This window comes from uncultured Rikenella sp., from assembly GCF_948810725.1.
Classification (GTDB): Bacteria; Bacteroidota; Bacteroidia; order Bacteroidales; family Rikenellaceae; genus Rikenella.
This window is the reverse complement of record NZ_CAQIVA010000022.1, coordinates 22,021-28,020: the sequence shown is the minus strand read 5'-3', so window position 1 is coordinate 28,020 and position 6,000 is coordinate 22,021. Positions and strand designations below refer to the sequence as shown.

At 59.2% G+C, this 6,000-nt stretch carries 4 protein-coding genes and 1 tRNA gene; 1 reads left to right on the top strand and 4 read right to left on the bottom strand.

Translation table 11 applies throughout. The features are described 5' to 3' along the window. Positions 1–508 precede the first annotated feature (508 nt). The 4 genes from Q9S52_RS07025 to Q9S52_RS07010 all read right to left on the bottom strand — a co-directional run bounded on the left by Q9S52_RS07025 (position 509) and on the right by Q9S52_RS07010 (position 4,865). Positions 509–590, bottom strand: a tRNA-Tyr gene (locus Q9S52_RS07025). A 120-nt stretch (positions 591–710) separates the two neighbouring features. Continuing rightward, complete coding sequence (gene ftsZ / locus Q9S52_RS07020) at positions 711–2,372, bottom strand: cell division protein FtsZ (protein WP_304708617.1); 1,662 nt, start codon at positions 2,370–2,372, stop codon at positions 711–713. A 26-nt stretch (positions 2,373–2,398) separates the two neighbouring features. Continuing rightward, entirely contained in the window at positions 2,399–3,940 is a 1,542-nt protein-coding gene (gene ftsA, locus Q9S52_RS07015) for a cell division protein FtsA (protein WP_300727271.1), read from the bottom strand. Positions 3,941–4,001: 61 nt separating this feature from the next. Next, complete coding sequence (locus tag Q9S52_RS07010; protein ID WP_304708616.1) at positions 4,002–4,865, bottom strand: cell division protein FtsQ/DivIB; 864 nt, start codon at positions 4,863–4,865, stop codon at positions 4,002–4,004. Between the two features lie 71 nt (positions 4,866–4,936). Here Q9S52_RS07010 and Q9S52_RS07005 point away from each other — a divergent pair, with 71 nt between their 5' ends. Beyond that, on the top strand, positions 4,937–5,128 hold the full coding sequence (locus Q9S52_RS07005) for a hypothetical protein (RefSeq protein ID WP_297832063.1): 192 nt from the start codon (positions 4,937–4,939) through the stop codon (positions 5,126–5,128). The last annotated feature ends 872 nt before the right edge of the window (positions 5,129–6,000 follow it).

Sequence of the window (6,000 nt, the reverse complement as noted above, 5' to 3'; positions counted from 1 at the left end):
ACGAGGTTCGAACTCGCGACCCTCAGCTTGGGAAGCTGATGCTCTACCAACTGAGCTACTTCCGCTTATTTTTTCAACGCTGCAAAGATAGCGTTTTTCCGGTTACGAACAAATCTTCCGGAGATTTTATCGTTTGCTTTCTTTTGCCGATGTTAGGCGAGGAGGATGACGTCGTTTTTAATACGTGACCTCTTTCATTTTGCGGAGAGGATTACGTCGCTGGTGCGCCGTGATCATTGCCTCCGTTTACCCCTGAGATGGATTACGTCACTAATGATCCATTACCTCCATCTTTTTTCGTGCGGCAGAGAGGATTACGTCACTGGCGTGCGTGATCCATTGCCTCCCGGCGGGACCCCTACAATAAAACTCTATCGCCGGCAACCTCATGAACTGCGTTCATTTCTGGTTTTCCGCCAGTCCTCGCCTTGCAAGCGAGCTTGCGGCGGGACTGTCTGCAAACCAGAGCCTGACGGCTGAACGGCTTGCCGGATGATAAACTTTTTTGTGGGCGGAGATGGATTCGAACCACCGAAGTCGAAGACAGCAGATTTACAGTCTGCCCCATTTGGCCACTCTGGTATCCGCCCGAAAGGAAGTCGTTCATCAAACGACGATCGGCATTGCATTCGAAGAGGAAAGCCCTCTTCTGCCGAATGCGGTGCAAAGGTGTGCAAAATTTCCGGATTTTCCAACACCGTGTCCGAAAATCAATCGAACAAATGGTGTCCCCCATCCGCAGCCCCTCCGCCGCGCGAATGAGAACCGCCCGAACCGCCCTCGTTTTTCAACGTCTCACGCGACACCTTCCCCCCCGCCGGAGCCCCACCGGCGTAAATCTTCATCCGACGACGAATGTAGGCGGGAATATTTTCGATCTGTTCCTCTGTCAATGCGGTGATATCGTCATCGTCCGCCCGCTGCGGTTCCGGAGCAACAGGCTCCACCACGGTCTCCACGGCCTGCACCACCTGAACCGGAGGGGTAACCTCAACCACCGGCACAGGCGCCGGCACAGGCTCTACCGCTGCAATCGGCGTTTCCGTCATCGGCGCGTCGACCACCGGTTGCCGCTCTTCGGCCACCATTTCGCGCTCCCGCTCTGCGATCGACACCGAAGGACGGTCATAAGCGGTATGGCTCGCCGCGAACTGCGGTTCGCCCCGGTCATGGGTCACGACGGAAAAATCGTCTCCCTCGTCTCCCGATCCCGCCTTGGCTTTCTTGTCTGCCCGCCCGGAAAAACCGGCACCGCCCTCCTGATCGATCAGCGAGATGGTCTCCCGCTTGGGCCCTTCGTTCTGTCCGGCCAAAGGCCGACCCGTCCCCATACCGTTCCGACGGGCGTTCGGATCGCGCCCCACGACTTCGGCATACCGTTCGCGAATGGCCGGAATGCTGTCGATGTCGAACCCGGTGGCGATCACGGTGATCCGGATGTCGTCGCCCAAAGATTCATCGGTGCCGGCCCCCCAGATCAGGTCGGTGGAGTTGTCGTTCCCCGTCCGCTCCTGCATGAACTGGGTGATCTGATAGGTCTCGGTCAAGGTGACCTCTTTGTTGCCGGAGGTGATATTCAGGAGGACGTTCTTGGCGCCCGAAATATCTTTGTGGTTGAGCAGGGGCGAGCTCATAGCCGCTTCGGCCACCTCTCTGGCACGATTTTCGCCGCTTCCGCGCGCAGAGCCCATCAAGGCGATGCCGCTGTCTTTCATGACGGTCTGCACGTCGGCAAAGTCGACGTTGACGCGATATTCCTGGGTGATGATCTCGGCGATACTCTTCGCTGCGGTAGCCAGAATATCGTCCGCTTTGCCGAAAGCCTCGGATAAGGTGAGTTCGCCGTAAATTTCATGGATATTCTCGTTGTTCACCACGAGCAACGAGTCTACATTGTGTCTGATCTCTTCGATCCCGTCGATCGCCTGCAAAATCCGGCGCCGTCCTTCGGTCTTGAACGGAATGGTAACGATGGCGACGGTCAATATCCCCATCTCCTTCGCCGCCTTGGCAATCACCGGCGCAGCGCCTGTCCCTGTCCCGCCGCCCATCCCGGCGGTGACGAAGACCATCTTGATGTTCTTCTCGCGAAAGACTTCCCGAATCTCTTCGATGCTCTCTTCGGCAGCAGCGCGTCCGCGTTCGGGTTTATTCCCCGCCCCCAGCCCCTCGGTGAGGGTCTCTCCGAGGCGGATCTGGGTGGGAATCGGGCTCCGTCCCAAGGCCTGCCGGTCGGTGTTGCAGACCATGAACGAGACGTCCGTAATCCCGAGTTTGTACATGTGGTTCACGGCATTGCTCCCCCCGCCGCCAACCCCCACGACCATGATAATGGACGAGCTGACCGGTTCTATATCTACGAATTCAACCATTTTGCCTGCTGGTGATAAAATCGGTATCAATAACTGTCGTCGTCGTCGACCTCTTCGTCGGTGAACATTCCGCCGAACCAACGTTTCACGCGTTCGGAGAGTTTAGGTCTCCGGAGGCGCAACTCCTCTTCCGGATAGTCGTCCAGGTACTCCTCGTCGCCGTCCATCCCGTACGAATCCGGTTCATATCCCCCTTCCTGCTGTCCCCCCTCATAGGAGTCGGCCTCAGGCGTATAAGAAGAGTCATACCCTCCCCCCGCAACAGCCGTATTCCCCGAAGCCATCGCCCGCCCGTTCTGTTGTCCGGCCGGCGTATGGTAATAGTTCTCGTCTCCCGCCGCAGCTCCCGCGTTTTGAGGCTCTCCCGCCGCCTGCGCCGGTTCGGCGGCATCGATCTCGGTATAGTTTCCTTTCCGCACGGCATCGAGGACGATCCCGGTCAAAGTGGAGTATTTCGGCGCCGAAACGAGTTCCACCGAGTCCGCCGCCACGTAGGTAACCGGCTGAGCGATCCGCACGTCCATCCCGGTGTGCATTTTGAAGAGGAGGTCGAGGTTTTTCAAATTGGCTCCCCCGCCGGTCAGCACGATCCCTGCCCCCAACCGTCCCTTGAATCCGCACCGTTCGATCTCGATCTTCACATAGTCGATGATGTCGTACATCCGGGCTTCGATAATCCCGGCCAGGGTCTTCACGGCGATCTCTTTCGGCGCCTGCCCGTTGACGCTGGGGATATTGATGTACTTGTCGCCCGGCGTCCGCTCGGCCACGGCCTCGCCGAACGAGGTCTTGAGTTTTTCGACGTACCGCTCCAAAATCCCGTAGGCGCGAATATCTTTATTGATGATATTCCCGCCGATCGGAATCACGGCCAGATGCCGGATCACTTTATCATAATACACGCAGATATCGGTCGTCCCCCCCCCGATATCCACCACGGCCACTCCGAGTTCCTTTTCGTCGTCGCTCAGCACGGCTTCGGCCGAAGCGAGCGGCTGCAAGACAATCCCGGCCAAATTGAGCCCCACGCGTTGAAAGCACCGTCTGATCCGTTCGATAGCGGTCTCTTCGCCGATAATGACGTTGAACTTGGCCTCCAGCTTGCGCCCCTCCATCCCCACGGGTTCGCTGATGTCGTCTTCGCCGTCCAGAATATACGACTGGGGCAGGATACTGATGATGGTTTTCCCCGCCGGCAAAGATGCGTTGCGCTGGTCTTCGATGAGCCGTTCGACGTCCGTGCGCCTTACTTCGGTCACTCCGGCGTCGGTCATGTTCTGCACGGTAACGTATCCCTGTGTCCGATTGCACTGGATATGCTGCCCCGAAACACCCACATAGGCTTCGCGCACGATAATCCCAAGTTCCTGTTCGAGCCGGTTTTTCACCTCTCTCAGCACTTGCGAAGCCTGCTCTATATTTTTCAGATCGCCTTTCATCACGCCGTTGGAGGCGACCTCCTTGAGCGCGACGATTTCGATCTTGTTTTTTTCCGCTTTGCGTCCGACGGCCATCACCACTTTCGTGGTGCCCAGATCGACCGCTGCAACGTATTCGTTATTATCCATATATCTCGTGTGTGCTCTTCGTTCGTTCGGTATGCGCTCTCCTGCGGCGAAAGCCGGCGGCCTAACGTGCGGCCGGGCGGATGGAGTCGCCCGCTTCCGCCGTCCCGGGAGGAGGGTCGGGCACCGGATTTTTGCTCACGACCTGCCCCCGAAAGCGGAGGTCGATTTCGGTGGCCGACCGCCACCATCCGTCGGCAAAGGAGCGGCGATAGAACCGGGAGAGTTTCCCGAGCCGCCGGGCGACGGCAACGGAGTCGCCGACTTCGCCGAAGCGGATCACCTGACGTCCCACGCGTGGCAATAATCGTACCTCATTTCCGTCGTAGTAGATCTGAGCGGTCAGGGCGTCCAAAAACGGGTCGGTATCTACCTGACGGACAAAGTTAAGGAGATTATGCAACAATTCCCGCTCTGCGGGGAACTTTTTTTCATCCAAACGACCGAAATAGTCGGTCGGGAAACCGAAGGTCAGACGTCCGCTCACCACGGGCACGTCGGCGATATAGTCGCTCTGGGAGGGAAGGAGCACCAGGTCGTCATCCACATAGAAGTTGTGTCCGGATTCGCTCACCACGCGCATGACAGGTTTCCGCTGGCCGAGGGTGATATGGAGCCGGCCGTCGATGGCGGTATAGGCTTCGGCCCAGGCGACGAATTCGTGGGCTTCGACGAGACGTTCGATGGCATAGACGTCGACGCCGCGCAACCCCATGCCGATAACGCGTATAGAGCTGTCGGCCAGCCATCTGCGTACGATTTCAGGGGTGACGAAGGCGAGTTCGGCGCTGTCGCGAACGACGATGTCGATGCCAGTGCATTTGAGTTCCCTTTCGCGCACGGTGCAGTAGCGGGCGGCTACGATGCCGTAGGCTATGAGTAGCACGAGCAGCAGTATATGTCCTATTTTCCGTCTTTTCGAGGACATTTCGATCGGTTTTCGATAAGTTTCCTCCCGGCGGGTATGCGTTTTTTCGAGGGACAGGGTTCCAGAGTGTTTTGGCGTCCGCCCCGGGCTACCGCGACTCGTACTCGGGCGGGCCGGTAAAGGTCGGCAACGGCGGGTATAGCTGGTCGTCCGCTATCGGTAGAACGAACGGGGTGTTTTTGGACTTCTATGCACAGCATCTCAGTCCCAACAGTGTGGGTAATCGTGGCCACGGTCTTCAGTTGCGTTGCCTCTCGGAATAAACGGGGGTGCCGCTCGCGGTGGGCAAAGGAGTGGAACAACCCTGAGTAACTGACCACCCAACCCTGCATTTAATAAGTTGCATCCCTGCGGTTCGCAGAACCGCCCGGGCCGGAGCCACCCCAGGCGTAGGGCCGCAACTTCGCGGAGCTCGTTCGGCCCACGCTGGCTCCGACCCTTAATATTCACTCTTGGCTAAAACAGGCCGGACGCCCGGAAGGAACAGCAACTCTCGCTGCGTGAGCGGCGTGTTGCGTCCCGCCCGTGGGCAGGCGGCCGGCCCGAGCGGCTCTGCGAGCCGCAAAAGCAACGCCCCATCACGGAAAGTTCGCCGCCAGCGGTGAGTGCAACGAGCCCCGACGAGTTGCAGCCCGCCGCTCGGGGTGGCGGCGAACTGCGCGACCCTAAAGGGTCGCAGTAGCAACGCCTTTTCTGTCAAGTTCAGCCTTATCGCCTGAGCGGGTCGAAGCCTGCGTCGCTTCAGGTAGAGGCTGGCAGCAAAAGACGCTGTGCGTCCCTCCGCGGCGGGAGGCTTCGGCCCGCGCGGCTCTACGAGCCGCAGAAGCACAGCACCCATTCATCGCACAATTTTCTGAACTTCGGCCTGTCGCCCACTCCCCCGAGCGGCAAAGCCGCTGGGCGACAGGGCCGGCGACCTAAAGGTCGCAAGAGCACAGACCATTCACCGCCCAAGGCTGTCGGATTCGTCCTCGGCGCGCCCCCCCTCGCGCCGCTAAAGCGTCGCCCTTGCCGAGGACGGCGATTCCTCTTGGAATCGCGCTACTCGCTCTCGCCCCAAATTCCAGCCCAAAGCTCGCCCCAGTTCTCCGCCCCGTGTCCGCCTCACTGCGGCTCCGCTTTCGCTCCGCCGCGT